Origin of the sequence: Siphonobacter sp. BAB-5385, from assembly GCF_002261125.1 — a bacterium.
Classification (GTDB): domain Bacteria; phylum Bacteroidota; class Bacteroidia; order Cytophagales; family Spirosomataceae; genus Siphonobacter.
Window position 1 is genome coordinate 161,892 of the sequence record NZ_NMPS01000220.1, and the last position, 26,376, is coordinate 188,267.

Sequence of the window (26,376 nt, forward strand, 5' to 3'; positions counted from 1 at the left end):
TGTACAATCAGGTCTCAGGGATACAGAATTTTTCGTACGCGGTCCATCGCCACCCGGTTGTTGAAATTATCCATGTTTTGCAGGATGATGATGGTTTTTTTCGAATCGATATGCCGATCGATGTAGTGAATATAGCCCGCCCAACTACCTGAATGACTGACGAGCTTTCCGTAGTTCGGATCCTGTTTGAGCATCCATCCGAAGCCATAATCTGTTGTCTGACCATTCAACAATGTAACGCCGCTGAAAACCTCATCTTTTTCTTGATCATTAATCAATCGATCCGAGTACAGGGCTTGGTCCCAGAGCAGTAAGTCCCGAACGCTGGAATTCACCGTACGATCCCCCGTAATTCCATCCAGAAAATACGTGAAGAACGTTTTGCCGTACGCATCCGGTTGCACTTTATGACCGGTACTATCAACCAGGTGACCGAGAGCATAGTTTTCAACCTTCTGGGGTTTATACCGGCTTTGGTATACCAGAGATCGCTTCATGCCCAGGGGTTTAAAAATAGACTGGGCCAGAAAATCAGCGTAGGATTGATGTGATACCCGTTCTAGGATGGTTCCCAGAAAAGCGTAATTGGTATTGCTGTAGCTGAATCGCTCGTTGGGCTGAAAAAGAACGGGCGGACGAACGTGGCCAAAGGCATTGATCAGGTCGGGATTGGTTGCAAACTTGCTTTTGTCCCAGTGTTCAATAAAATAATCCGTATAATCGGGCAGGCCACTGGTATGATGCAGGAGGTGTCGAATAGTAATCTTTTCATAACCAGACAGTTCGGGCAGGTATTTTGCGATCGGGTCATCGTAGCGAAGCTTGCCCTGTTGTTGGAGGAGTACAATGCCCATGGCCGTAAACGCTTTGGATAAAGAGGCCAGTTCAAAAACGGATTCCGCATGCAACGGCCGACCCGATTGCTCATCCGCTTTGCCGTAGGATTTTTCAAAAATCGGAACGCCGTTTTCGGCAACCAGAACATTCCCATTAAATGATCCCTGACGGTACAATTCGGTAAACAGACTGTCCAGTTGGGCAGGTTTCGTTTGGCCAAGACTCGGCACACTCAGGTACAGAAGCGTACCCATCAGCAGTAACAGCTTTTTCATAAGGTAAAGAGTCAGAAGGTGTAAAAGCTTAGTGGTAGCAAGGATACAAAGAAAAAGACGGAATAACTAAATTTTTAGTTATTCCGTCTTTTTAATTTTGCTCGGATCTTTTCTACAGTAATAATCTGCGAACCAGACTATTAATAGCAGATCGGTTTAAAGCTTACTGTATGTAGCCTGGTCGCTGAATCGCTACTTACTGAGCCGAGGGTGGCGGTGTCTGCGTACCCCAGGTGGTGTTAGGCTGACTTGCCATCACAAAGGTTAGCTTACCTCCCCGCATCAGCTCGTCGCGATAGAGCCAGCAATGGGGCAGGTCTTTACCGTTAAACGTCGCCGACTGTACGTATACATTCGTTGCGGAATTGTTTTTAGCCTCGATGCGGAGTTGTTTGCCATTGCCCAGCCGAATCGTAGCCCGGTCAAAAGCGGGGCTTCCTAATTCAATGATGGGTTTCAGGTCCGTAAAACCTTTCACGTCGAACAGACCCAGGGAGGCCATGACGTACCACGAACCCAATTGGCCCTGATCTTCGTCCTGACCGTATCCGTAGCCATGAATAGGCTCCGTACCATAAAATTCATCGCAGATGGCACGGGTCCATTTCTGGGTGAGCCAGGGCTTTCCGGAAAAATTGAAGAGCCAGCTCACGTGTAAATTGGGCTGATTACCGTGGTTGTACAGTGACTTGATGCCCGCAAAGGCATCGATTTCCTTACCACCCCCAAAACCATTTTTCTGAGCCGTGGTAAAAATGTCGTCGAGCCGGGTATTGAATTCGTCTTTACCAATCGCCTCAATGAGAGCTTTCGGATTTTGTGGAACGTAAAACGTGTACTGAATCGCATTTCCTTCCTGAAAGCCCCGCCAAGGTTCGGAAGGGTCAAACTTGTCAATGAAGCTACCATCCGCTCGCTTGGGACGAACCAGTTTTTGCTTCGGTTCATACAGAAGCTTCCAGCCGTTGGAGAGCCGGATCAACTGCTCGTACTCCGGCTGCTTACCCATGGCCCTGGCCAGTTGGGCCGCTGCAAACGTACTGAAACTATACTCCAGCGTATGGGAGGCCGAAAAGTGAGAGCCGGTCGAATCGGTTTTGTCGGCGTCGAGATAGGGAACGAAGCCTTGCTTCACAAATGCTTCCACATCCAGCTTGCCCGAGCCAACGGGCCGGTTGCGACCACTCAATTCGTTCGCCTGAATGGCTCGAAAGGCCAGATCGGTATCATAATCCCGGATGCCCGCCTGATAAGCCGCCGCAATGGCCAGACCGACGAAATTGGTCCCTACACCCGACACGAAATTGCTATTGGCGATGCCGTCGCCAAACCAACCCCGTTCCTTATAAATTTCCAGCTGGGTATGGACAAAATCGCTGTACCGCTCCGGGTATGAAAGAGCCCAGAGCTGCGTCAGATTCCAGTAGGCACCCCAGATGGCGTCGGTGTTGTAAAAGTTATGACTGAATTTCCCGTTTGTGTCGCGGGGCAACTGACCGATGGAGCCATCGTGCCGGGGAAAGGAGCCGTTTACGTCGTTGGCTACGCCCCGTCCGAGTAAGGCATGGAATAAGCCGGTGTAGAATTTAACCTTGCTCACCTGATCACCCTCGACGGTCAGCTTGCCCAACTCCTTTTGCCAGGTGTTCTTAGCCTGTTGCCGGGCTTTTTCAAACGAAAGTCCTGATGCCTCAGCGTCCAGGTTTGCCCTGGCGTTGGCAATGGAGGTGTAGGATAAGCCTATTTTCAATTCAATAGCCTCGTTATCGCTGGTCGTGTATTCCAGGAAAAGCCCGGCTCCTTTGCCCTGAGCCGCGTTACTTTGAGCCTGAATGCCCGCATCCGTAAAGGCTCCTACTGACCGTGGGGCTTTGCTCACTTCACCCCAGATGTACATGGAAACCAGGCCCTTTGGATCGTAAGTATTTACGTACTTGGGATAGGTAGTAACGAATCCTTCAAAGTGGGTCGCGTCGGTCATGCGTACTTCGGCCTTCCTTACTTCGCCACTTTCGCCCTGTACATTTCCAATGTCGAGTATAATCCTTGACTGATCATGTTTAGGGAACGTGTAGCGGTGAAAACCGACATGCGTCGTAGCCGTCAGTTCCGCCGTAATCCGGTAATCGTCCAGCAAAACTTTGTAATAACCGGGTTCAGCCAGTTGATTTTTTCGGTCAAAACGGGAGCGGTAGCCACTGTCGGGGTTATCCAGATCGCCCGGTTTCACTTTAAGGGCTCCCGTGGCGGGCATCACGCTTACGCCACCGACCTGCCATTCGTGAAAATGCACAAAGCCTTCAATGGATTGATGCCGGGTGTCGTACCCCACGGCTTCCCAGCCCTGCTTGTTGCCGTAGTGCCCGTTGGTGGATGGAGCCAGCTTGGCCATTCCGTGAGGTACGGCCGCGGGAGTATAGAAGAACCACCGGCTGTGGGCGGTACCGATGTTGGGGTCCACGTAGCGGAGAACGTCTGGACGCCTGGCTGCACAGGAGGTTAGCAGGACAGCCAGCACCATGCTACTTAAAAGCTTCGCGTAATTCATTCGTGATTTAATAAAATAAGCGGGCAATCGCCCTTTTGAGGTCGTATACGTTACGAGAGCGAGATTCAACCGGACGAGCTTATTCGCCTTCGTATGCTTTTCGATTGGGTTAACGTAGGTTGCCGATCGGAGGGCAGACTTACACCAAAGGCCGAAATTGCAAAGAAATGCTTACGATTCGTCTATTGATATACGTAAATGCGAATTGAAATTTGGCTGAGTTGACGATATGAGTTTATTTCAATCACGAGGAAGCTTATACTTTCGAATAGTTCGTACTCGAACAAGGTACTGACGATTAAGGGGTTAGTAGAAAAATAGTCCAGAGCAAGGGAGTAAAACTACCTCATTCTGGACTATAAAAGCGTTAAAATAGAGAGAATACCTTTTCCTGACAGCAATCATGGCAGGTGAGAGGAGATACTCTTCCAGTATTCGGATCATGCCCAGCATTGCCGGGCAATGGCTTCATCTAATGAATAGGGTTGTACGCCACGCATCAGGGAAGCATTCGTAGCCGGTTCATCGACTTCGACTGAGCGAGTCGATGACTGCATTTCCTGGGCATCTTAAGATGGTACCCGGATTCACCTTGAAATAAATTCAGACAGAGATACCCGTTTACAAACCGTAAAGACCACCCGAAACGGATATTTTTTCACCCGAAATCCAGGCCGCCTCTTCGGAGGCAAGGAATACCGCTACGCGGGCAATGTCTTCGGGCTGCCCGATGCGACCCAGTGGGGTATGAGCAATGAGGTTCTTCTCGAAATCACTGCCGCTAAAGCCCGCTGCATGGGTGCCCTCCGTTTCTACCGAACCGGGCAAAATGGAGTTGATGCGGATCTTTCGTCCGGCAAATTCCTTGGACAAGGCAACGGTAAGAGCATCCAGAGCCGTTTTGGTGGCCGAATAGACGGAGCCCATCGGTATAGGCATGCGGCTGGCACCGGAACTGATGTTAAGAATGCTACCTCCCTCCTCTCCAAACAGTTTCAACGATTCCTGAATGGTAAGAATGGAACCTAGTACATTGATGTTGAACTGTTTGTGAAACGTTTCGGGGGAGACCTGTTCAATAGGCTCGTAGATGTAAGTTCCTGCATTATTGACCAGAATATCCAGCGTACCAAATGCCTCTCTGGTTGCTTCAAACAATCTTTTCACATCGGCTGGGTTCGATACATCGCCTTGGACAGCAATGGCGGTACCACCGTTGGTGGTGATAGTCTGGACCACCTGGTCCGCTCCGGTCTTACTGGAGGCATAGTTTACAACTACTTTAGCTCCTTCTGCCGCAAAATAGGTAGCAATGGAGGCACCAATACCTTTGGAAGCACCCGTCACCAGGGTCACTTTGTTCATTAACTTACGCATGGTTACTGCTCATTTATTGTTTGGGCAGCAAAGCTAGAGCAGCTTGATTTATTTTAGTAACTTTGTAACTAAAAGTAACAGTAACCCCGAAGTAACTAAGTAACCTATGACGTGCGAACCCCGTAAAAGCGACGAACACAAAAAGGAGATGCGGGCGGTCCAGGACTGCATGCACGTACTCAATGGAAAGTGGAAAATTGCCATTATTTCATCCATTTGCTATTACAGCAAAAGGAGGTTTTCGGACATTCTAAACGACGTGGACGGGATCTCGAACAAAATGCTGAGTAAAGAACTCAAAGAGCTGGAAATCAATCAGCTCGTCAAGCGAACGGTGCTGGATACCCAGCCGGTAACCGTCCAGTATGAACTGACCGATCACGGCTGGTCGCTGAGGACCATTATTGAGAACCTGACTACCTGGGGCGTCGAGCACCGGAAGAAGATTTTTGAAAGCTAGGGGTTTGGTTGTTGTTACGCTGACTGTATTCCGTCTGCTACTGAGTAAGCGTTGGTAGTATCCGATCTATTTCCGTATGCTTTCGTAGTACACCGCTGTTCAGGGGAAAAACAAATTTTTCGATGGCCCGGCGGTAGGATCACGCTTGTACGGGTGGTAATTTTGAGGCTTTGCTGGTACCTGAGAACAGCCTATACGGAGACGTGTAGCTAGTGAGGTGATAACCCAAGGAGTATCCATGTCAAATTCCCAAATTCCCGGTACCGCCTTTGCGGATGCCAAACCCCATTACCACATTCTGGATGGATTACGGGGCGTAGCGGCCTTGAGCGTGGTGTGTTTTCACGTGTTCGAAGCCTTTGCTACCAGTCACTTAGACCAGATTATTAATCACGGCTATCTGGCGGTAGACTTCTTCTTTATTCTCTCGGGCTTCGTGGTGGGCTACGCGTACGATGATCGCTGGGAGAAGATGACAGTCCTGGACTTTATCAAACGCCGACTGATTCGTTTGCACCCCATGGTGGTACTAGGAGCCATTATCGGAGGGATTATGTTTTATACGCAGGGTTGTTCAGTATGGGACGTATCCAAAGTATCCATTTCGATGCTTTTGGTAGCGACGTTAATCAACGCCCTGCTCATCCCCGCGACGCCTGGTTTTGAAATTCGGGGCGTCGGCGAAATGTTTCCCTTAAATGGGCCAAGCTGGTCGCTGTTTTTCGAGTATATCGGTAATCTCCTCTACGCGTTCTGGCTCCGTAAGCTTTCCACCAAAGCATTGACCGTTCTGGTTGTCCTCGCGGCATTTGGTTTGGCCGCCTTTGCGATGGTTGGGCCCTACGGTGACCTGTGCGTGGGGTTTTCGATAACGGGTGACAACATGCTCGGCGGCTCGTTACGCCTGCTGTTTTCGTTCGCGGCGGGTTTACTCCTCTCCCGCGTATTCAAACCGATCGCGGTCAAAGGAACGTTCTGGATCGGTAGTCTGGCCATACTCGTTTTATCGGCGATCCCACGCATTGGTGGTAGTGAATACCTGTGGATGAATGGTTTATACGATACCCTCTGCGTAACGATCGTCTTTCCGGCACTGGTTTATCTGGGAGCTTCCGAAACCACGATCAGTCAACGTATGACTCGACTATGTACCTTTTTAGGGGACCTTTCGTATCCTTTGTATATGGTTCATTACCCCTTCATCTACCTGTACTTCGCCTGGGTGAAAAATGAAAAGCTCACCTTTGAACAATCATTGCCCGGAGCGTTGGCCCTGGTCGTGGGTTCGGTAATCCTGGCGTATGGATGCCTGAAGCTGTACGATGAACGCGTCCGCCGGTATCTGACGAATCGTCTGCTACGCGTAGGAAAATAGTATCCGTAAGGCATCTTATAAACGATGAACGAACGTTTCTTCAGAGTTCGTTCATCCCTTACTTTTTCGACCAGCGAGCTTGTTCATAATCCAGTTCACTTTCTTTCGCCCGCAGAATTTCATCATCAAAACGGCTTTCCTTTTTCAGGCGTTCCAAAGCTAATCTCCTTACTTCGACGAGGTCTAGCATCACTTTACGGTAGAGGTCCTGAACGGTCAATAACCCGGACGACTGATCATTGGATTGTAAGGCGTTCTTGGTCACTGAAACCTGGGAGATCAGTTGAGCCTTGATACGCCCCACCACTTCGTATTGTTCCATTTCATAGGCATAGTGCGTGTCTAGATGTTCCAGGGAAAGCTGAGTGAGTTCCTGCCGAAGTGATTCAATTTGCTCCTGAGCCGGAATTTGTTCTTCGGTTTCTTTAATACCAAGCCATTTCATGAACAATGGAAGCGTAAGGCCCTGGAATACGAGCGTGATAAGAATGACTACGAACGTGATGAAAAGAATCAGGTTTCGATGCGGAAACGGATTTATGCCATCCAGCAGGGTCAGGGGAATGGCCAGGGCTGATGCCAGTGAAACAACCCCCCGCATACCCGCCCAGCCAATGAGCAGGGACAGTTTAAGACCAGGGTGAGGTTCGGAGTAGGGTTTTCCAGCCGCCAACAAACGGGGCAGAAAAAAAGAAAGATATACCAATACTATCCGAATAATGATGACCATGCCGCTTATCAGCAACGAGTAGTAGATCACCTGCAGAACTGTGTACTCTTCCAAACCCTGAATAATGAGGGGTAGTTGTAATCCAATAATCGTAAATACAAATCCATTGAGCAGAAAACCTACCGTAGCCCATACTTCCTGCGTTTGCTGGCGGGTCTGATAATTCAAAAACTTACTCGAACGGGCCGAGAGTAACAGGCCGCCACTAACAACGGCCAATACGCCGGACCAGTGAAATTGTTCGGCAACCAAGTACATCAAATACGGAGCGATCAGAGTAATGGGTGTAATGATGCGGGAAGTGCCTCCCCAGTAACGCATGATCCAGTACAGCAGAAAAGCGATACTGAACCCTACGAATACGCCCATGACGGAAAGCACCAGGAAGTCTACAATAGCCTGCTGAAATACAAAGTTTCCAGTCAGTAAGGCCGCCAGGGCAAAGCGAAAGACCGTCAGTGAGGCCGCATCGTTTACCAGACTTTCGCCTTCCAGTATGGTTTGGGCCCGTTTGGGTACATCCAGTCCGCGTAGTACGGAGGTAGCCGCAATGGCATCAGGAGGCGAAATAATGCCGCCAAGTAAGAAACCCAGAGCGAGCGTAAAGCCAGGAATCAGGGCGGTGGAGAAGTAGGCAACCGCCAGTGAAGTCGCTAAAACCAGGCCGAAGCCTAAACTAAGGATGGACCGTTTCCACTTCCAAAGCTGCGTCCAGGAAGATTCCCAGGCAGCTTCGAAAAGTAGTGGAGGTAGAAAAATCAAAAAGACCAGATCCGGGTCAATGGTCATGGAAGGGATACCGGGAATGAAGCTGATCCCCAGACCACCCATCACTAAAAAAATGGGGTAGGATATGTTCAGGCGTTGACTAAGCATGTAGAGCAACGCCATAATAAAAAACAGGGATAAAATCAGTAATAGATTTTCATGGATCATTAGCCAGTGGAGTCATTGAACTAAAACAATGGGTTAAAGTCAGATAGGTACGGATTGGGGTAAGTGGAGTATCCAGGTTTGCGGAGGATCACACCTGATAGATCAATGCATTGATATTCATACCAGCTCCCACGGAGGCCAGTAAAATATAATCTTCTTTTTGCAGGGAATACCCCGGCAATTCACCCTGCATGACCTGATGCAGCAGCGTAGGAATTGTAGCAACGGAGCTATTGCCCATCCAGCGAATATTCATGGGCAGGATGGCGGGCGGAGGCGTCTGTCCGTACAGGCGGTAAAATTCCCGGAGAATCGCTTCATCCATCTTTTCGTTGGCCTGATGAATAAAGATCATTTTAAGAGCTTCCAGCGGAAGGCCACTTTCATCAAGACACTTCTTCATCGCTCCAGGAACCTGCGTGAGAGCGTATTCGTAGACTTTATGCCCGTGCATTTTGATAAACTGCGGCGAGCCTTCCTGATCGGCATTGGCCTTACCCGAATAAATATAGTCCGCTTCCGTAAGCGTATCCGAACGAACCACCGCATGCAGGATACCGCCCTCATCACTCAGGCTTTTGGTCACCACACAGGCTCCAGCTCCATCGGCAAAAATCAGGGAATCCCGATCACTGGCGTCGATTACGCGGGATAGCGTCTCCGTACCAATCACTAAAATTGTCGAGGCCGCTCCGCTTCGAATGGCCTGATCCGCCAGAATCAGCCCCTGCAACCAGCCCGGACAACCAAAGATCAGGTCATATGCCACGCAGAACGGATTTTTGATAGCCAGACCCTGTTTGATCCGCGAGGCCAGCGATGGTACCTGATCCCGGGGTGCCCCGGCATACGCCATGTCGCCGTAATTATGAGCGACAATAATCTGATCAATGGTTTCTACGTCAACCTGTGCCTGACTGATGGCCTGCTGAGCGGCCTGTAAACCCATCACCGATGCCGTAACCCCCGGGGCGGCATAACGCCGCTGCTCAATACCCGTAATGGCCGTAAATTTCTTAAGTGTGGTTTCTACGGGTTGGCGAAGGGGCGTTTGATGTTGATCATAAAATTCATGCGTGAGAAACGCGTCATTGGTAACCGTCAGCGGGGGGAGGTAGGCACCCGTGCCTGAAATGAGGGATCGAATCATGATACAATACTTCTTACACGTCGCAGCTAATCTAAAAACGAGGCTGCTGCGAAGAGAAGAAATTTAGTTGAAAATTGAAAATGATTCGATGAGAAGGAAGGATTTTCATCGAATCACGGGCGAACAGGTAGACGCCATTCATGAAAGGGCCATTACTTAAACCTTAGTAACGTACGCGACTCACAGGCTCCATTCATGTAATCAATGGCCAAGAGGGCAATGGCACGACCCTGCCGGGTTCGCAGTCCTGAAATGGAACGGTACGTGGTCCGGCGATCACTGAGAATGGACAAAGCTTCCTGAAAACCTTCGGAATCCTGTTCCATACTGCGAATATCCCTGAGTTTTTTACGAAGCAGGGAAATGGTATTTTTAATCTGTTGAGTACTGGGTTTCATAGGACCGTAAGTTAAGGAGGACAGGACGCGTTGGTCCAAATGTGAAAAGAGATGAGTGGGCTGCCAAGCCGAATGATTTTCCCGGCAGTACATGGGCCACACGAAGGATTAGAAAACGAGTATGGATACCGTCCGTTCTTCAAAAGGACAGCCATTCAAAAAACTAAAACGGCACATACCGGAAACAAGGCCTGAAGGCCAGCGTAAAAAATCGCGTGAAAAGCCGGTAAGTACTCGTTTTGAACGTAAACATGATCGTTGGGAATAACCGAACCGAATCAGGATGCTAACCCAAAGCGAAGCAGTACGTGAAGAAAACAGACCTGGAAAGGTCTGAAAAACAGAACCCTGACTAAGAAAAATGATTCCGAATACAGGTACATTCTAGTATCCTAACTGGATTACTGCCGGTCCGGTTCATTTATGTAGTAAAAGAAATAAATTCGCTTCGGTAGGGCGGGGCCTGAAAAGCTGTTGAATTGGGTTCCGCGGAAGTGTTCTCGTGTCAAGGATATAATTGGTGTGGGGAATCGAAAGCTGGATACAACAAGCCGACTTTTGGCTACAAGCGACTCGCCCGTGCCGCCGTTCTTTGCCTAAACATTAGTCATCGAACCAATGAAATACACACTTGTAACCGGAGCATCCGCTGGCATTGGCGAAGCACTGGCCCGAAAATTAGCCCAGCGAAAACACAACTTGGTACTCGTCGCCCGAAATGCCGAAAAACTCGCTGAGATGCGTAAACAGCTTCAGCAGCAGTATGGGATTCAGGTAGTTTTCATCGCAGCCGATTTGTCCAAGCCAGACGCTGCTGACCAGATTTTCCGTGAAACGCAACAGCAAAACTGGGAAATTGATGCACTGGTTAATAATGCGGGGATTGGGTCCGGCGGCGAATTTGCTACGCTTTCGCTGGCATCGGAGCTGGCCTTGCTGCAACTCAACAACGCCTCGCTGGTAGCGATGACGCACCTCTTTCTGCAACCCATGCGTGAACGCAGACGCGGCACGATTATCAACGTGGCGTCGATGGCCGCCTTTGCTCCTATCCCTTACATGGCTACCTACGCCGCCAGCAAAGCCTTTGTGCGTTCCTTTACCGAAGCCATCGCCGAGGAATGCCAGCCTGATGGGGTCCATCTGATGCTCTTTGCTCCCGGACTAACGAAAACGAATTTCAACGAATCCGCCGGGATCAATAATGAAAAGTCCATTGGGCTAAACTCGGACTACCAAACGGCGGTGCATCAGACTGCCGATGAAGTGGCGGATGAGTTACTGAAAGCCTGGGATGCGAAAAAACAGTTTTACATCTCCGGTAGTAGAAACCGTCTGGGCTTTCGTCTTGTCGCTTTAATACCTCATACTACGATTGCCCGGTACATGGCCCGTTCGTACCGGAAAAAACTAGCTCAACAATCACTACCTTCGTAAACATGGAAACGACGCCCACCGTTCATATTCAGTCCATCACGCAGCTGCACCAGCTTTTGGAGCAGCCCAAACCCCGCCATCCGCTGGTGAGCCTGATTCGGTTTGAAGATTTCCCTGCGATAAAAATTGAACAGCGAACCCGGCTGATTTCGGACTGTTACCAGATCACCCTGAAAAAGGAATGTCCCTGTAAGATTCAGTACGGACAAAGCCGGTTTGATTTTGACGAGGGGGTGATGGCCTGCTTTGCTCCGAAACAGGTAAACTTTATCGATCAGGATTTTGCCTTCGCAACGGCAGGCTGGCAACTTTCCATTCATCCGGATTTTCTGCGGAATTACCCGCTGGGCAGCAAAATTAAAAACTATGGCTTTTTCGATTACTCGGTCAACGAAGCCCTGATTCTCTCCGAAGAAGAGCAACGCCGGATTGAAATCATTTTTCTTCAAATGCTGGAAGAATCTCTGCTTCCCATTGACCAATTTAGTCAGGATGCCTGGATTGCTCACCTGGAACTGTTGTTAACGTACTGCAATCGCTATTATAATCGGCAGTTTATCACTCGGAAAGCCGTCAGCAGTGAGTTACTGGATAAGGTTCAAAAACTACTGGACGAGTACTTTGCTTCCCAGGAATCTAATAAGGGCTTACCGACCGCTCAGTACTTGGCAGAAAGTCTGCATCTCTCCTATAAATACCTGAGCGACTGCCTGAAACAATTGACGGGCAGCACGACTCAGCAGTTAATTCACGAACGACTCATCGAACAGGCCAAAGAAAAGCTATCGACAACCAGCCTCTCCGTGGGTGAAATTGCGTATCAGTTAGGGTTTGAGTATCCGCAGTCGTTTAGTAAACTTTTCAAAGCCAAAACCAACCAGACCCCGCTGGAATTCAGGGCGTTTTATAATTAGGCAGGACCCGTTGTTTACCCATACGAAGGGATGAACTATTCAGTGTAAGCCGTGGTGGTGGTGAGTCCGAAAAGAGGCTTTCTGACGGGCCTTATTTTCCAGGGTGAGCTGGCTGGCCCGACGTTCCATTTCAGCTAATGCGGGTACATTCCACTGGGCTTGTTCTTCATCCGTCGTGTCCGGATCTATGTCCCATAAGCGGTACCGACCCTCATCGGGAACGAGTTGCGTACCATATTTTTGGGGCTGACCCTGGTACATGTGCCAGCGGTCCAATGCGGCTGCGGCTAACCATTTTCCTGCCGGATTACCCAGTTCTACGCTTGTCAAGGCTAATTGGTAAGCCGACCAGATTTCGTCGATGCTATCTCCGTGCTGAAAAATGAGAGCCGCGTGGTGTAATCCTGAGCGGTAGTAACTCGCCCTTCGTTAATCAGGGCCTGAACCTGTGTACGTCGCTCGCGATCTCTGGTTCGTAAGGTCTCGTACGCCGGGGTGCCCACCTCTGGATGAGGAATCCGTTCGTTCTGATCCGCTTCGAAAAGCGTACGTAAAGCATCAGGCATACAAGCTGGCTCGGTAAGATTGCGGTGTACAATGAAACGTTTCTAAAAGACTCAATCCTCAACGGGATGTCCCTCGTTTTATTCAATACCTTCCTTGCTAAGGAGAGACAATTTGCATCGATAGTCGGAATTCGGCGGGCGTCATACCCGTTTTTTTCTTGAATAGACGACTGAAGTACTGCGGATATTCAAACCCAAGCTGGTAGGCCGTTTCATTGACCGATGCGGAGGTGACCAGGAGTAATCGTTTCGCTTTTTCAATCAGGGCGTGGTGAATGTGCTGCTGGGTATTCTGACTCGTGAGCGTACGAAGCATGTCACTCAGGTAAGCCGGTGATACATTCAGCTCATCGGCTAGTTCCTGTACGGTAGGAATGGAATGCTCGCCCGGCTGGGCAAAGTGAGCCGCAAGACGGGACTCAAAACGCGTCAGTAGTGAATCCGGCTCCCGATTAGATTCAACGGCCCGGCGGGTTAGAAACTGGCGGTGATAAAATCGGTCGGCGTAGGTTAACAACAGGTCACTCTGAGCAACGAGCACGTCCTGACTAAACAAATCAATGGGCCACTCGACTTCCGCCCGAATGGTATCGATGAGCTAATTAAGCGTAGCTTCTTCGGCAGCCGACAAGTGCAGGGCCTCGTTGGTCGCGTAGGAAAAGAAACCATAACGCATGATTTTCTGACCTAAGGGGTATTTAGCCAGCAGGTCGGGATGAATCAGTAGGCTCCAGCCCTTCAGATTTTCAAAGGTTTCAGCAAGTTCCTCCGCATTGGCCAGCCAGCATCCCTGTTCGGGTGCCAGAAAGCTGAGGACCCCTTCGTTGAAATCGTAGGAAGTGTGTCCATAGCGAATGGCTGCCTAACTCAAGCCCTGTTTTATCGAAATCAGGTAAAATTTGCTGTATGACCGGAGTCAGAACGGCCGGGGCATCACGTCAATAGGCTACTGATGCGTAGCGTAAGTATCATCATTTATAATCTTCATCCCTACATACTCTGCCTCACCAATGGATTAGCAAAACAGAAGCATATGCTCGTCCCAGTCGTCACCAAAGTTCTCTTGTTGAAACCTGTTTTCATCTACTAATTCTTGGCAGCTTAGGAATCGGTATCCACCTGTATCTTCGAATTCATAAAAAGTAGCTCCATTATATTTCCGTAGAAAAGCTACTAAATCAATAGGTAATTTGAAGTCGAAATAAGATCCACAAGCTATGAGTTCCTGTTCGTGAGCTTTTTCCGAATAGTAAATTTTGAAAGAAGACCCTCGTAGGTTCGTACTCCTCCTTTCTGGCTTTCTTGATGTAACTGCCCTATCTTATCAAACCATTCCTTTTTCATAGTAGAAAAAAGCACTTAAATAAACCAATACAATAACGGAAAGATAGTAAGTATAATAGATCCTAACATATTCTTTCTAAAACCACATAAAGTGAAGGAGCCCGATTTGGTGTCGGGCTCCTTCACTTTATGTGCACGGGTCTTTATTAACCCCTTATCCCCGGTGATAAATCTCAGCCCAGGTTCGGAGCTGCTTTTCGTGAACGGCGGTAAACTGCTCGGGTAGTAATCGCCATTTCCAGCAGGCACTATTACCAGCGGGCGTATTCATCCGGGCCTTTTCATCCAGTCCCAGTACATCCTGCAAGGGTAAAATGGCCGTTTGGGCCACGGAAGCATAGGCCAGCCGAATCATGACGAAATGAATCGTCTCTTCGGACAGGGAGCCGCCCACGTATTTTTCCAGGTTTCGGTGTTCTTCCGGGGACAAATCCTGCCGGAACCAACCCTTCGTCGTGTTATTATCGTGCGTACCCGTATACACCAGACTCAGCGGCAGGTGATTATGCGGAATATTGACCGAACGCGGCATGTCGTCGCTAAAGGCAAAATGCAGTACCCGCATACCGGGCAGCATAAATTCATCCCGCAATTGATAGACATCCTCGCCAATGTCACCCAGGTCTTCAGCAATCAGCGACAGGCTTCCCAGTTTTTCCTGTAAGATCTGGAAAAATTCGGCTCCGGGGCCGGGTTTCCAGGCTCCGTTTTTAGCCGTTTTTTCCTCGGCAGGTACTTCCCAATAGCTGGCAAAAGCCCGGAAGTGATCCAATCGCAGGCGATCGTACAATTCCATGTTTTTTTCAATCCGATCAATCCACCAGTCGTACTGGCGGGCTTTCAGCACGTCCCAACGGTACAAAGGCATACCCCAGCGTTGCCCTTCTTCGTTGAAATAATCGGGTGGTACGCCCGCTACGCAGGTCATTTCACCCTGTTCATCCAGGTGGAAAATTTCCGGGTTAGCCCAGACATCCACAGAATCGTAACTGGGATAAAAAGGTAAGTCGCCCAGGAATTGTACATTCTGCTGGTTACCATACGCCCGTAACTCCCGCCATTGTTGGAAGAAGATAAACTGCACCCATTTTTCGTAGGTAAGTTCCGCTTCGTGTTCGCAGGCAAACGCGATCAGGGTTCCCGACTCCCGCATTTTGTAGGGTTGCGGCCACTCAGACCAGGACTTTTGCTGCTGATAATTTTTCAGCACCACAAATAAGGCATAGTCGTCGAGCCACTCGGATTCCTGCTGACAAAATTCACGGAAGGCTTTTCGCCAGTAAATGGAAGCCGATTGTTGAAATTTCTGATACGCCTTGGCGAGCATCTGGGTTTTCAGCTCGTTCACCCGCTCGTAATCGACCTGCGACTGAGCCGGAAGCTGATACGGCTCCAGGTCCTTCAACCAGCCGTGTTCCAGTAATTTTTCCGGACTAATCAGCAGGGGATTGCCCGCCCGGCTTGAGATGGAACTATACGGCGAATACGCCTGATCGACTCCCGTTGGATTGAGCGGTAACAGCTGCCAGTAGCTTTGTTTACTACGGGAAAGGGCATCCACGAAGGCATGGGCCTGAGGTCCCAGATCACCAATACCAAAGTTGGAAGGCAACGAAGTGACGGAAAGTAAGATACCCGCATTGCGGTCCAGCATTTCCGGTTCGCCCTGTAATAAAGCCAGGGGTAACTGGTGGAACAAATCCTGTACGCGTAATGATTCGACCGGCATTCCCAGCAAATTGAGCCAGGTTTGGGGAGCTTCTTCGGGTATTACAATCTGCGTATCCTTCCAGTCGATTTCCAGTACCGAACACTTCTGCTTTTCTCCGAGCTGAGCCGCGTGCAGCGGTACGGCTACGATGAACCAGTTTTGCTGGTAACGGCGGGCAAAAGCCAGGACGTGCTCGGCGTAAGCTCCGATCACCTGCAAGGGCAGATATAATCCTTCCGCGAAGGTTTCCGCGTGTTCGCCGCGTTTCAGGAAGAGCTGATGCGTCAACCAGAGTTTAATTTGTCCGGTAAATCGACGTTTCCATAAATCGGCTACCGTAACGCGGTCCAGTTCATCCAGCCACTGCTGGCGAAGCTCATAATCAACGGGGCGGCGGTTGTCCGGATCTACTAAGCTCAAATCCCAGGATTCCGTACCCTGATACACGTCCGGTACGCCGGGAGCAGTAAATTTCAATAGCGTCTGAGCCAGAGAATTGACAATACCCCAATCGGCTATTTTCCGGTGGAAGGGCTCAAACGCAGTCCAGAATTCCCCTTCCTGATCCAGCAATTGTCCGGCAAAATCCTGAGCTGCCTGCTCGTAGGTTTCATTAGGCTTGGTCCAGTTGGAGTGGAGTTTAGCTTCCCGTAAGGCTTTTTGCAGGTATTCGTTGAGGCGTTGCGGGAACTCATCTTCGTCCTGCCCCGGCATGGGGTACGCCCCAAGCACGGTCTGAAAAATAAAATACTGATCGCTGGGGTCCAGCTCCGCATGGCGATGGGCCGCTGACCATTCTTCCACGGTCTTAAGCCATTCCTGCGGTAAATCGGTGAGTACGTTGAGTCGGGCTCGTACATCCTCGCCCCGTTTGGTATCGTGCGTGGAGGTGCCATTCAGCGACAAAGGCCATTTTTGCTGCCGATCCCGCATGAGCTGGTGGAAATGTTCCGGGCTAAGTCCGAATTCGGCAACGGAATCGCCCACTTCATTGTGACCAATGAATCGGTGATACGTATACAGCAGGGTATCTTCCACGCCTTTCGCCATAAGCGGTCCCGAAAACTGCATGCACCGCTGGTAGAAGGGCAGAGATTCAGCCTGATTAAACAGGGTATCCTGCAAAGCCGTTAGTGTCTTTTTCAACTTCGGCTGATCCGCTTCAATGGCAGCGAATACCGCACGGATCGCTTCCTGTTCAGCGGGCTCCAGGGGCCACTGGTTACCGTAATTGCGGTACACCGGACAATAAATCAGCCATTGAGCAATGGCCTCCCGCAAGTCTTCCTCCGCCAGCTCGGGAAGGTCCAATTGACCGTAAAGCCGCACCAGGTTGGTCAGCTCGCCTGCCATGTGGTCGAAGAGAATGGCCGCTTTCTTGCGATGAATCTGTTCAAGAATGGGGGTACGATCGCCCGTCAGTTTCTCATAATATTTGGTAAATGCCTCTTCACTGGCGGTGTTGGTAAACAGGTTGTTAACGTACGAAAGAAAATCGTAACCTGTGTTTCCTTCAATAGGCCAGTACTCGGGTAGCTCTTCACCCGGCTCAAGAATTTTCTCTACCGTCAGATACGTTTCCGGCCCGGCCAGTTCACGCAGTTGTTGCAGGTACGCGGTCGGATCGTACAGCCCATCGATGTGATCGACGCGAAGGCCCTGAAAGACCCCCGTATCCACCAGCGTCTGGATGTACTTGTGAAAATGCTCAAATACCTCGGGTTGCTGGATGTTGAGGCAAATGAGGCCATTTACCGTAAAAAACCGCCGAAAGTTGATTTGCGTATCGGTCTCCGCGTAAAAGCAGAGGCGGTAGTACTGTTCATCCGCCAGTTGCTGAATTTTTTCCGGGTCTTTATTCCAGCTTTCCAGTAACGCTTCCAGATCCGCATGCAGCTCCGTTTGCTCGGCTAAAGGCGTCCAGACCTGTTCAACGAGCGTCACGCCGTACAGACCATCGTCTTCGATACGTTCCAGTTGCTGAAAGGCTTTCGAAAGGGAGGCCGCTTGGGGCAAGGCTTCCAGTACGCGGCCAACCGAAGGTGTACTCAAGGGGAAATCCATTTCATTCACCACTAGCACCAGCTGCTTGTTGTGGTAGGCAACTTTCAAGTCGCCCTTTTGGATTACCTCTTCCAGCGATTCCCCGAGGAAGGGAGCCATAATCTGGCCCGGACTGACGGGATTATCCCAGTCAATGTCAAAAAATGAAGCGTAAACCGAACGTTTGCCTTTCTGAAAAACATCCCAAATCCACAGGTTCGAAGGGGTGTAAGCCATGTGATTGGGTACAATATCCTGCAACCAGCCAATGCCTTTTTCCTGCAATTGAGACTGAATCCGCAGTAAATCCGCTTCCGTACCAATTTCAGGATTGATCCGGTGGGGATTCAGTCCATCGTACCCATGCGTACTACCGGGCGTCGATTCAAAAATGGGCGAGGCATACAGCGTTTGAATGCCCAGTTTCTGTAAATAGGGTATAATGGCTTCGAGTTCCTTAAAGGAGAACGCCTTGTGAAGTTGAAATCGATAGGTAGCGATGGGGTTATTCATGGATGTATAGGAGAATCGACTCCGGTTGAATGGTGAGCCCTGAATCAGGTAAAATGACCTCAGGAGCACCTAAAGGGCCGTTCCAGCGAACATCGGCGGAGTCCCAGCGTTTATGCCAGGCCAGCTTCGCCTCCGGTACAGGTACGGCCTGAGGCTGCTTAGAAAAATTCAAAAGGATGAGAACATCCTGGGTTTCGTGCCAGCGACGAATAATCAGTAAATCCCGGTCTTCGTCTGCCACTACTTCCATTTGACTACGATCCAGATTTTTAAGAGCCGGATGAGCCTTGCGAAGGGCAATCAGTGCCTGATAATACCGAAATAAGGTTTGGTGATGTTCTTTTTCGAGTAAGGACCACTGCAATTTGGATTGCTGAAAGGTTTCCTCAATGGTCGGATCGGGAGCTTCTCCTTCACCACTGTGGAAGTAGGCAAACTCCTTGCGGCGACCTTCCCGTACCAACGCTGAAAGTTTGGGATCGGTATGATCGACAAAATACAGAAAGGGATTCTCTTCAGCCCACTCTTCTCCCATGAACAGCAGGGGCAGGTAGGGACTACACAGTACGGTTCCAGCCAGTAATTTAAGCATTTCAAAGCTTACCAGCTGGCTCGTACGTTCGCCCATCATACGGTTCCCGACGTGGTCGTGGTTTTGAGAGAAGACCACAAATTTTTCACCCGAAATCTGATCCGTATGCACGCCAAATTTCTTATGACGGCGAAAGGAGTACTGACCCGTATATACGTAAGCATCACGGAAGGCTTTCGCCAGGTGATTCATGCCATTCATTTCTTCGTAATAACCCGTCCGTTCCTCCCCGGCCGCTACGCGAAGGGCGTGGTGGAATTCATCACTCCACTGGGCATCCATGGCGAAGCCACCCTGCTCCATAGGTTTGATGTAACGGGTGTCGTTCAGGTCCATCTCCACAATCAGGTAGTGGCTACGGCCCGTTTGCTCGCTCAACGCGTCTACGTGCTGTTTGATTTCCTGCAGAATATGACAGGGGTTGAAATCACGGATGGCGTGTACGGCATCCAGACGGAGGCCGTCGATGTGGAAATCGCGAAACCACATCAGAACGTTCTCTATAAAATACTGCCGCACGCCATCGCAGTGTTCATCATCAAAGTTCAGGGCGTCTCCCCAGGGCGTAGCGTATTTATCGGTAAAATACGGGCCATACTGACCAAAGTAATTGCCATCAGGCCCCATGTGGTTGTACACCACATCCAGTACCACGGCCAGCCCTTTTTCGTGACAGCGGTCTACCAGGTGTTGCAGCCCGCGTACGCCTCCGTAGGAGTGCTGAACGGCGAATGGATACACACCATCGTAGCCCCAGTTCCGTTTCCCGGGAAACTGGGCAATGGGCATGAGTTCAATCGCTGTTACACCCAGCGAAATCAGGTAATCAAGTTTTTCTTCTAATGCGGCAAAGGTGCCTTCGGGTGTGAAGGTACCTACGTGTAATTCGTAAAAAATGTAATCGGCGAGTGGTAAGTTTTTCCAGTGCTGGTCGTGCCAGTCGTAGTCGGATAAATCAACAGCCTGGGATACGCTATGGACCGTTTCAGGCTGCGACAGAGAAGTCGGGTCGGGCAGATGTTTACCATCGTTTAATACGAACTGGTAGGTGTCACCCGGCTGAAGCTCGGTAGTAGTTAATTCCCAGTAGCCAAAACCATCTTTCACCAGTGGATACATCGTATTGGATTTGGTCAGATGGATAGCGACGTGTTCCAGCAGGGGAGCCCACAAAACGATGTGAGCCTCCCCATTGGAACTGAAATTAACCCCGAGCGTGCGAGAACTCAGGTTAATGGATTGCATACTTACTTGTGCGTAGAAAGTGGATTTTTGAGCACCACGACGGAGCGGGCCGCAACGGTAATGGTATCACCGTGTTGGAACGTATCGCCCTCTTCGTCTACCAGAGCCGTACTCGTGTCGAGTACCTTGATCCAGGTCGTGCCCCATTTTTTAGGTGGAATTTTGTAATCAATCGATTCATAGTGAGCATTGAAGAGGACGTAAAAGGTGTCATCCACAATACGTTGACCCGTGGCACTAACGGAACGCAGGGCATGTCCGCTCATGAAAATTCCCAAGGATTTGGCGTAACCATTTTGCCAGTCTTCGTCGCTCATTTCCGTGCCTTCGGGCAAGAACCAGGCAATGTCTTCCAGGCCCGTACCTTTGATGGGCTGACCTTTAAACCAGCCCCGCCGGCAGAATACCGGGTGGCTCTTGCTGAAACGAATCACCTTGCGGGTAAATTCCAGCAATTCGTGATCAGCATTCTCCCAGTTTACCCAGGAAATTTCGTTATCCTGGCAGTAAGCGTTGTTGTTTCCCTGCTGGGTACGGCCCATTTCGTCTCCGGCTACCAGCATGGCTACCCCTTGCGAAAGGAAGAGAGTCGTGATGAAATTTCGCTTCTGCTGGGCTCGCAGGGCTACGATTTCCGCATCTTCAGTAGGACCTTCGGCTCCGCAGTTCCAGGAGCGGTTGTGGCTTTCTCCGTCTTTGTTGTCTTCCCCGTTGTCTTCGTTATGTTTATCATTGTACGAAACGAGATCGTTGAGCGTAAAGCCGTCGTGAGCCGTGATAAAGTTGATACTGGCCGTCGGACTGCGGTACCCTTCCTGATACAGGTCGGGGCTTCCGAGAAAACGCTGGGCAAACTCGCCGAGTTTACTGTCAGCTCCCCGCCAGTAATCGCGTACGCAGTCACGGTACATGCCATTCCATTCGGCCCAGCCCGGAGGGAACTTACCTACCTGGTAGCCGCCTTCACCCACATCCCAGGGCTCGGCAATGAGTTTCACCTGTGAAATGATCGGATCCTGGTAAATGACGTCAAAGAACGAGTTGAGTTTATCAATTTCGTGCAGACCCCGGGCCAGCGTTGAGGCCAGGTCAAAACGGAATCCGTCCACGTGCATTTCCAGAATCCAGTACCGGAGGCTGTCCATGATGAGCCGCAGTACGTTGGGCTGCATCACGTTGAGCGTATTACCCGTACCCGTGTAATCCATGTAGTACCTGCCATCGTGCAGTCGGTAATAGGCAGCGTTGTCGATTCCTTTGAACGAAAGCGTGGGACCCATTTCGTTACCCTCGGCGGTGTGGTTATACACTACGTCGAGAATGACTTCGATACCCGCTTTATGGAGTTCTTTTACCATCGTTTTGAACTCCGTAACCTGCTGGCCCTGTACGCCGCTGCTGGAATAACCCGCATCCGGAGCAAAGAAAGCAATGGTATTATAGCCCCAGTAATTGGTCAGCCCTTTTTCAACGAGGTGACTGTCCTTGACAAAGGCGTGAATCGGCATCAGTTCTACGGAAGTAATACCGAGGTCTTGCAGGTATTTGATCGTAACCGGGTGACCCAGGGCCGCATAACTGCCGCGGATTTCTTCAGGAATATCCGGATGCAACTGCGTAAAACCTTTCACGTGGGTTTCGTAAATAACGGTTTTATTATACGGAACCTTCGGTGCTACATCATCTTCCCAGTCAAAGCTTGAATCGATTACTACCGACTTGGGTAAAAACGGAGCACTGTCTTCTTCGTTGAAGGAAAGATCATCCTCACCGATCTTGTAGCTAAACAGCGAATTATCCCATTCTACCGTACCGGCTAACGCTTTGGTATAGGGATCGATGAGTAACTTATTAGGGTTAAACCGATGTCCGTTTTCGGGTTCATACGGGCCATGAACGCGGTAACCGTAAAGCTGACCGGGTTTTAAACCGGGTATGTACACGTGCCAGATGTGATAGGCCCGTTCTTCCAGCGGAATGCGAATGGTTTCAGTGGCGTTAGAAACTTCATCAAAAAGACATAAATCAATACCGGTTGCATTTTCGGCGAAAATGGCAAAATTGACACCTTTGCCATCGTATTTTGAGCCTAGTGGAAAGGGATCACCAGGATACGTAGTAGTGGACTTCATGTGAAAATATGGGTGTTAGTGTATGGGTCGTACGGTACTCCGGTGCTGGTTGAGCGATTTATTTTCTGCAGCTACAAGGGGGCAGAATGGAGTGCCATAAACCATCACATTCTTTTAAAAAAAGTATCCGATACGCAAATTGAGGAAAAATGGGGAGAGAATGCGGCAAAAATACCTATATATGGCTGGGTGGGATTTCGGGTAGGTAAATGTATGGAAAGCAACAAAAAAAGGTCGTAAGCACGATTATGCACGCTTACGACCCTTTTCAGTAATGAAGGTACTACTAGGACTCGCTTTGATAGACCGTTACGCTCCAGGGGGCAACAGTTAGTAACGTTTTGTCATATACGTGATCCGCGGCAGGAGTAGGCTGACTGCTCTCCAGCCATTGCTCTTCTTTTGAATCAAGGATTTTATTCCAGGTCTGTTCCATGGCCGGCACGGTAAACGAAATGTCCTCACCGGAGAGATTCAGAATGGCCATGAGATGTTCCTGTCCGGAATCATTCTGCCGGAATACTACAAAACCCGATTCATCGATGACCTGAACCCGTATATCGTTTTTGCAGTAATTCTGTAACAACGGAATTTCCCGCCGCAGGCCAATCAGGGTTTTGTACCACCGCCGGATGAGGTCATGCTTGCCCTGGGTCCGTTCTTCCCAATGGAGGATGGAGTCGCGGAAAGTTTGTTCTTCCTGCGGATCCGGGGGTACTTGCTCATCCCCGTCGTTGAATGATTTGAAATCTTTCGTTCGACCTTCCTGCACCATTTTGATTAACTCCGGTTCAGAATGATGAATGAAATACAGGAAAGGAGCCCGCTCGGCGTACTCTTCGCCCATAAACAGCATGGGAACGTAAGGGGCCAGCAACAGGGCCGCTGCCGCTACTTTCAAACGTTCGGTATCAATGAGTGAGGAAAGCCGCTCACCCAGCAGCCGATTGCCCGCCTGATCGTGATTATCCATGAAGGCAATAAACTGGTCGCCCGGAATGCCCGCCGATGAGGCCCCGTACCTACGCTTCCGGAAGCTGACGTATTCCCCGCTGTGCACGAAACCGTCAGTATAGGCTTTAGCGATCTGATCCATGCGGCCAAAATCGCCGTAGCGTTTCTTGCCTTCTTTTTCATCCAGAACGGCGTAGAAGGAATGATGAAAATCGTCCAGCCACTGAGCTGTAAATCCGAAGCCACCCGCTTCCGGTTTCTTAAGAATATGCGGACTGTTCAGATCACTTTCGGCAATCAGCGTAACCGTACGCCCGAGCTTTAATTCCAGTTGATGCACTTTACTGTACAGGTAAGCCCATAAGCTGACGGCTCCCTGATCAAAGATGGTGTGAATGGCATCGAAGCGAAGTCCATCCATGTGAAATTCCTCGATCCAGTACAACGCATTACCCACAAAGAAATCCCTTACCCCGTCCGAATAAGCATCATCAAAATTCAACGCGTTACCCCAGGGCGTGCAGTACTTTTCCGTGAAATAAGGTCCAAAATCCGAGAGGTAGTTTCCTTCTGGGCCCAGGTGATTGTACACCACATCCAGGTACACCGCAATACCTGAGGCATGGCAGGCATCCACGAGTTTTTTCAGCCCTTCAGGACCGCCGTAGGAGTTTTGCACGGCGTAGGGAAAGACGCCATCGTACCCCCAGTTCCGCTGGCCCGGGAACTGGGCAACTGGCATGATTTCCAGGGCATTGATACCCATATCGGCTAATTCCGGTAATCGCGGAATGATGGCTTCAAACGTACCCTCCGGCGTAAACGTACCCACGTGCAGTTCGTAGAGCACCACTTCCGGAAAGGGTACACCCCGCCAGGTAGCATCCTGCCAGGCGTAAGCGGCGTGATCAACTACTTCGGAAGGACCGTGTACGCCCAGGGGCTGGAAACGCGAGGCGGGATCGGGGTAAGACTCCTGATCATCCGGACGGAAAAAATACTGCGAACCCGGCGGTAAATCGGATACTTCAGCGAAAAAATAACCCTCCGCCTGCGGTTGCATCTCGATCGTCCGGGGCTGAGGCTGGACTACCTGGAGCAGCATGCGTTGCTTGTCGGGAGCCCATACCGTAAATGTACATTGATTATCACCTTGATAATCAGAACCAATTTTTTTCATGACTGCGGGGATTCGTCGTCTAGAATCGGTGAAGGTGGATGTATGAAGTAAAGAATTAATCGAGTCGAATCAATAAACCGGCGTCGCCACTGAGGGCAATGGTATCGTGAATGCGTTGCCCTTCGTCTTCAGGGAAAGTAGCAATTTCCACAACCCCATCCAGCGTAATATGTTCTGCTTTGAAGTACGCAGGTCGGTGGGTCAGGTTGAGGATTACCAGAAAACGGGAACCCGTAGAAGCCTGACGGATAAAGGACAGTAACTGTTGATCGGAATAAACGGGAATGTATGAACCCCACATCAGCGAGGGTTCGGACTGCCGGAGTTCAATCAGCCGTTTGTACAAGGTAAGCATGGAGTACGGATCTGGTTTTTGCGTCTCCACATTCACGCGGCGGTAGGTATTGGCCAGCCGGAGCCAGGGTTTGGCCGTACTGAAGCCCGCGAAGTTGCCTTCCGTCCATTGCATGGGCGTACGGGCCGGATCGCGACTCAGATTTTTGTCGGGCATGTTCAGACCCTGGGGATCCTGTACCTCGTCAAAGGGAATGGGTACATCCTGCATCCCGATTTCATCCCCGTAATAGATCGTCGGCGTACCGCGTAAGGTCAGTAATAACATCGCTGCCACCCGGGACTGCTGAATACCCACGCGACTGGTAATGCGGGGCTGGTCGTGGTTGCTCAGTACCCAGTTGGGCCAGCCATACTGAGGTAAGGCCCCTTCGTACTGACTGATGGAAGCGGCCAGATGGGGAGCGTCCCAGGACAACGTGAGCAGTTGAAAGTTAAACGGCAGGTGAGCCCCGTTGCCATCGGTGCCGTAATAAGTCATCAGGCGTTGAATGGGGAGATAGATTTCCCCAATCATCATGCGTTCCTTGTAGTGGTCCAGTACACTCCGCATTTTACGCACGATCTCGTGTACTTCGGGCTGATCAGTTGAATACACGGCCAGAACCTTTTTAACATTCGATTCATGGGCCTGATAATCAGGGTTGATGGGATTATCGCGGAACTGTTCGTCCTTGATCATGTGCCACATCACATCCACGCGGAATCCGTCTACGCCTTTTTTTAGCCAGAAGTGCATGACGTCGAACATCGCCTGCTGTACTTCCGGGTTCCGCCAGTTTAAATCCGGCTGGGAAGTCAGAAAGGCGTGATAATAGTATTGCTGCGTTGCTTCATCCCACTGCCAGGCACTCCCGCCAAATTCACTCAGCCAGTTGTTCGGTTCGGAGCCATCGGGGCGGGCGTCTTTCCAGATGTACCAGTTGCGTTTAGGATTATCGCGGGAAGAACGGGATTCCTGAAACCAGGGATGCTGATCGGAGCTATGGTTGGGAACCAGATCCAGCAGCAGTTTCATATCCCGGGCGTGTACTTCCTTGAGTAAGGCGTCAAAATCCTCCATGTTGCCAAATAAGGGATGAATGCCCTGATAATCAGCAATGTCATACCCGAAATCGTCCATGGGCGAAGGGTAAATGGGGGAAAGCCATACGGCTTTGATGCCCAGCCATTTTAAGTAATCAAGGCGTTTGATTACGCCCTGTAAATCACCGACACCGTCGGCATTGCTATCCTGAAAAGAGCGGGGATAAATCTGGTACACAATACCTGATTGCCACCAAAGGGGATTGGCTTCGTTCATAA

The 26,376-nt window shown here is 50.2% G+C and carries 19 protein-coding genes; 4 read left to right on the forward strand and 15 right to left on the reverse strand.

The features are described from left to right. Nucleotides 1-14: 14 nt before the first annotated feature. From BWI93_RS23485 to BWI93_RS23495, 3 genes are all read right to left on the reverse strand, one after another. Nucleotides 15-1,112 carry a serine hydrolase gene (locus BWI93_RS23485; RefSeq protein ID WP_217902326.1) on the reverse strand — a complete coding sequence of 366 codons (1,098 nt, stop codon included), beginning with the start codon at nucleotides 1,110-1,112 and terminating at the stop codon, nucleotides 15-17. A 196-nt stretch (nucleotides 1,113-1,308) separates the two neighbouring features. Beyond that, nucleotides 1,309-3,660 carry a GH92 family glycosyl hydrolase gene (locus BWI93_RS23490; protein ID WP_094815959.1) on the reverse strand — a complete coding sequence of 784 codons (2,352 nt, stop codon included), beginning with the start codon at nucleotides 3,658-3,660 and terminating at the stop codon, nucleotides 1,309-1,311. A gap of 621 nt (nucleotides 3,661-4,281) precedes the next feature. Further along, a complete protein-coding gene (locus BWI93_RS23495; RefSeq protein WP_233207991.1) occupies nucleotides 4,282-5,025 on the reverse strand; it encodes an SDR family NAD(P)-dependent oxidoreductase in 744 nt (247 codons plus the stop codon). 118 nt (nucleotides 5,026-5,143) lie between these two features. Here BWI93_RS23495 and BWI93_RS23500 point away from each other — a divergent pair, with 118 nt between their 5' ends. After that, a complete protein-coding gene (locus BWI93_RS23500) occupies nucleotides 5,144-5,497 on the forward strand; it encodes a helix-turn-helix domain-containing protein (protein WP_199182081.1) in 354 nt (117 codons plus the stop codon). A gap of 238 nt (nucleotides 5,498-5,735) precedes the next feature. Further along, nucleotides 5,736-6,872: an acyltransferase gene (locus tag BWI93_RS23505; protein ID WP_094815963.1), complete on the forward strand. Its 1,137-nt coding sequence runs from the start codon at nucleotides 5,736-5,738 to the stop codon at nucleotides 6,870-6,872. 58 nt (nucleotides 6,873-6,930) lie between these two features. Here BWI93_RS23505 and BWI93_RS23510 read toward each other — a convergent pair whose 3' ends face one another. The 3 genes from BWI93_RS23510 to BWI93_RS23520 form a co-directional block, all read right to left on the reverse strand. Further along, nucleotides 6,931-8,538, reverse strand: coding sequence for a Na+/H+ antiporter (locus BWI93_RS23510; protein WP_094815965.1), 1,608 nt, complete (start codon nucleotides 8,536-8,538; stop codon nucleotides 6,931-6,933). Nucleotides 8,539-8,626: 88 nt separating this feature from the next. Continuing rightward, nucleotides 8,627-9,688 (reverse strand): 3-oxoacyl-ACP synthase III family protein, encoded by a 1,062-nt coding sequence (locus BWI93_RS23515; RefSeq protein WP_217902327.1) that lies wholly within the window; start codon nucleotides 9,686-9,688, stop codon nucleotides 8,627-8,629. Between the two features lie 152 nt (nucleotides 9,689-9,840). Then, entirely contained in the window at nucleotides 9,841-10,086 is a 246-nt protein-coding gene (locus BWI93_RS23520) for a hypothetical protein (protein WP_141217578.1), read from the reverse strand. Between the two features lie 618 nt (nucleotides 10,087-10,704). Here BWI93_RS23520 and BWI93_RS23525 point away from each other — a divergent pair. Next, the gene (locus tag BWI93_RS23525; RefSeq protein WP_094815969.1) at nucleotides 10,705-11,523 is read left to right on the forward strand and encodes an SDR family oxidoreductase; all 819 of its coding nucleotides are present in this window, start codon (nucleotides 10,705-10,707) and stop codon (nucleotides 11,521-11,523) included. A gap of 2 nt (nucleotides 11,524-11,525) precedes the next feature. Continuing rightward, nucleotides 11,526-12,437 carry an AraC family transcriptional regulator gene (locus tag BWI93_RS23530; protein ID WP_094815971.1) on the forward strand — a complete coding sequence of 304 codons (912 nt, stop codon included), beginning with the start codon at nucleotides 11,526-11,528 and terminating at the stop codon, nucleotides 12,435-12,437. Nucleotides 12,438-12,476: 39 nt separating this feature from the next. On the opposite strand, the gene BWI93_RS23535 is transcribed toward BWI93_RS23530, so the two are convergent. The 9 genes from BWI93_RS23535 to BWI93_RS23575 all read right to left on the reverse strand — a co-directional run bounded on the left by BWI93_RS23535 (nucleotide 12,477) and on the right by BWI93_RS23575 (nucleotide 26,374). Further along, nucleotides 12,477-12,767 (reverse strand): hypothetical protein, encoded by a 291-nt coding sequence (locus tag BWI93_RS23535; protein ID WP_094815973.1) that lies wholly within the window; start codon nucleotides 12,765-12,767, stop codon nucleotides 12,477-12,479. A 2-nt stretch (nucleotides 12,768-12,769) separates the two neighbouring features. Further along, complete coding sequence (locus BWI93_RS23540; RefSeq protein WP_094815975.1) at nucleotides 12,770-13,003, reverse strand: hypothetical protein; 234 nt, start codon at nucleotides 13,001-13,003, stop codon at nucleotides 12,770-12,772. Nucleotides 13,004-13,100: 97 nt separating this feature from the next. Beyond that, entirely contained in the window at nucleotides 13,101-13,559 is a 459-nt protein-coding gene (locus tag BWI93_RS29170; protein ID WP_255158034.1) for an AraC family transcriptional regulator, read from the reverse strand. 459 nt (nucleotides 13,560-14,018) lie between these two features. Then, the gene (locus tag BWI93_RS29825) at nucleotides 14,019-14,258 is read right to left on the reverse strand and encodes an SMI1/KNR4 family protein (protein ID WP_369679214.1); all 240 of its coding nucleotides are present in this window, start codon (nucleotides 14,256-14,258) and stop codon (nucleotides 14,019-14,021) included. A gap of 243 nt (nucleotides 14,259-14,501) precedes the next feature. After that, the gene (gene treY / locus BWI93_RS23550; RefSeq protein ID WP_094815977.1) at nucleotides 14,502-18,614 is read right to left on the reverse strand and encodes a malto-oligosyltrehalose synthase; all 4,113 of its coding nucleotides are present in this window, start codon (nucleotides 18,612-18,614) and stop codon (nucleotides 14,502-14,504) included. Further along, nucleotides 18,607-20,451 (reverse strand): malto-oligosyltrehalose trehalohydrolase, encoded by a 1,845-nt coding sequence (gene treZ / locus BWI93_RS23555; RefSeq protein WP_094815979.1) that lies wholly within the window; start codon nucleotides 20,449-20,451, stop codon nucleotides 18,607-18,609. Before treZ (BWI93_RS23555) ends, treY begins: the two co-directional genes overlap by 8 nt. Before the next feature lie 2 nt (nucleotides 20,452-20,453). After that, a complete protein-coding gene (glgX, locus tag BWI93_RS23560; RefSeq protein ID WP_094815981.1) occupies nucleotides 20,454-22,583 on the reverse strand; it encodes a glycogen debranching protein GlgX in 2,130 nt (709 codons plus the stop codon). A 286-nt stretch (nucleotides 22,584-22,869) separates the two neighbouring features. Then, complete coding sequence (gene treZ / locus BWI93_RS23570; protein ID WP_094815985.1) at nucleotides 22,870-24,717, reverse strand: malto-oligosyltrehalose trehalohydrolase; 1,848 nt, start codon at nucleotides 24,715-24,717, stop codon at nucleotides 22,870-22,872. A gap of 55 nt (nucleotides 24,718-24,772) precedes the next feature. Further along, the gene (locus BWI93_RS23575; protein ID WP_094815987.1) at nucleotides 24,773-26,374 is read right to left on the reverse strand and encodes an alpha-amylase family glycosyl hydrolase; all 1,602 of its coding nucleotides are present in this window, start codon (nucleotides 26,372-26,374) and stop codon (nucleotides 24,773-24,775) included. Nucleotides 26,375-26,376: the final 2 nt, after the last annotated feature.